Raw genomic sequence first — 2,577 nt, forward strand, 5'->3', positions numbered from 1 at the left:
AATCTATTCCTGTATAGACAATTAAGTTCGAGGAGACTTCGATGTATAAAATCGTAAAAAGAGAAGAGATGGCACATGGCACTATTATCTTGAATGAGATAGAAGCACCACAGATTGCTAAAAAAGCGAAACCAGGGCAGTTTGTTATGATTATAGCAAATGAGACTGGTGAGAGAATTCCATTGACCATGGCAGAGGTCAACAAAGAGAGTGGAACTATCACTATTATCTATATGATGGTAGGAAAGAGTACAAGGCTATTTGGAGCCTTGAAAGTTGGAGAGAGTTACAGAGATATAGTTGGGCCTCTTGGAGAGCCTACCCATATTGAAAAACTAGGAACTGTTGTCTGTGTCGGTGGAGGAACAGGAACGGCTGTACTTCACCCAATCACTAGAGGGATGTATGAGGCTGGTAACAATGTTATCTCTATAATTGGTTCAAGAACAAAAGACTTCCTCATCATGGAAGAGCAGATGACAAAAGTCTCTCACGATGTCCGAATATGTACCGATGATGGTTCAAAAGGGCGACACGGTTTTGTAACAGAAGAGCTTGAGATAATTTTACAGAATCAAAAAGTTGATTTGGTTGTAGCGATTGGTCCTGTGCCTATGATGAAGTTTGTCTCCCTACTTACTAAAAAATATGATACTCCTACTATGGTGAGCCTTAACCCTATTATGATAGATGGAACTGGTATGTGTGGTGGATGTCGAGTTACCATTGGTGGCAAGACCAAGTTTGCATGTGTAGATGGACCAGAGTTTGATGGACACCAAGTTGATTTTGATGGTCTGATGAGACGGCTTCAAGCTTACTCAGTTGAAGAGCAAATCTCAGATAGATGTGGATGCAAGGAGACGATATAATATGAATACATATAGAGAAAAAGAGGCGAAGTACTTAACAAAAAAAGAGCGAAGAGCAATACCACTACAACCGATGCCAGAGCAGAGTCCTGAGATTAGAAAAAAGGATTTCTCTGAGGTAACGCTTGGTTATAGTATTTTGGATGCACAGTATGAGGCAGCTCGTTGTATTCAGTGTAAAGACCCTGCTTGTGTGGCAGGTTGTCCTGTTGGGATTGATATTCCTGGATTTTTGGAGATGATTGTTGAGGGAAATCTCAACGGTTCCATCAATAGAGTTTGGGAAAAAACGGCTCTTCCTGCTGTTTGTGGTCGAGTCTGTCCACAAGAGATTCAGTGTGAAGTTGTCTGTGTTGTTGGTAAGAAGAAAAATACAGAGCCTGTAGGAATTGGTAGTCTAGAGATGTTTATCGCTGACTGGGCAAGGTCAACAGGGGTTAAAAATGAGGTTGAGATAGCACCAAGCACTGGCAAAAAGATTGCGGTTGTTGGTTCTGGTCCTGCTGGTATTACTGTAGCTGGTGACTTAGCGATTAAAGGTCATGATGTGACCATATATGAGGCGTTCCACAGAGCTGGTGGTGTACTTCTTTATGGTATTCCAGAGTTTAGATTGGCAAAAGATATTGTGGATTATGAGATTGACCAACTTAGAGAGCTTGGAGTAAAAATCATCTGTAATACCGTTGTAGGTCGAACTGTTGATGTTGATGAGTTGATGGAAGATTATGGATATGATGCTGTATTTATCGGCGTTGGTGCAGGTCTGCCAAACTTCTTGAATATCTCTGGGGAAGACCTAAACGGTGTCTTTTCTGCCAATGAATACTTAACAAGAGCCAATCTCATGAAAGCATTTGATTTTCCTAAATATGATACACCTATTATCCCTGGGAGAAATGTTGCGATATTAGGAGCAGGTAATGTTGCTATGGATGCTGCACGAACAGCGGTGAGACTTGGAGCCAAAACGGTAACTGTTGTATATAGAAGAACTAGAGAGCAGTCTCCATCAAGACTTATAGAGATTCACCATGCAGAAGAGGAGGGAGTTCAATTTAAATTTTTGACTTCACCACTAGAGTTTATCGGTGATGCGAGTGGAAAACTTGTTGGTATCAACTGTGACAAGATGGTGCTTGGAGAGCCTGATGAGGGTGGAAGAAGCAGACCTATATCCACAGGAGAACATGAGTATTTTGATTGTGACTTAGCGATTATCGCTATTGGAACATCTGCAAATCCACTTCTAACTAGAGTAACTGAAGGGTTAGAGCTAAACAGATGGGGAAATATTGAAGCTGATGATAAGACAGGTAAAACAACCAAAGAGAGAGTCTGGGCAGGTGGAGATATAACACTTGGTCAAGCTACAGTTATCCTTGCTATGGGTATGGGTAGAGATTCGGCTAACTCTATTGATGCTTATTTAAAAGGCGAAGAGGAGTGGTAATCGTATGGTGGTGCATTTTATGCCCACCATTTTTTTGGAAACGGAGAGTTTACTCCCGAACAGCGGAGGCAGAGCCTTCCGATTCCGAGTTTTTCAAGTTATAATTTCTTAATTTAACAGCATTGGGCTAAAGCCCAATGCCAATGAAATAAGGATTTAGACAAGGGAATCCCTTGTCTCTACTGTTTTGAAATTGAAATATTGTAGGGACAATGGCACTGCCTTGTCCTAATAAATCAATAACAATATTCT

General features: G+C 41.1%; 2 protein-coding genes. Both read left to right on the forward strand.

Annotation, left to right across the window (positions count from 1 at the left end):
* The first annotated feature begins 41 nt into the window (after positions 1 to 41).
* On the forward strand, positions 42 to 872 hold the full coding sequence (locus tag GSY74_RS00755; RefSeq protein WP_164663191.1) for a sulfide/dihydroorotate dehydrogenase-like FAD/NAD-binding protein: 831 nt from the start codon (positions 42 to 44) through the stop codon (positions 870 to 872).
* Between the two features lies 1 nt (position 873).
* Entirely contained in the window at positions 874 to 2,325 is a 1,452-nt protein-coding gene (gene gltA, locus GSY74_RS00760) for an NADPH-dependent glutamate synthase (RefSeq protein ID WP_164663192.1), read from the forward strand.
* The last annotated feature ends 252 nt before the right edge of the window (positions 2,326 to 2,577 follow it).

It is taken from the genome of Sulfurovum sp. bin170 (genome assembly GCF_010892395.1).
Lineage (GTDB): Bacteria > Campylobacterota > Campylobacteria > Campylobacterales > Sulfurovaceae > UBA1140.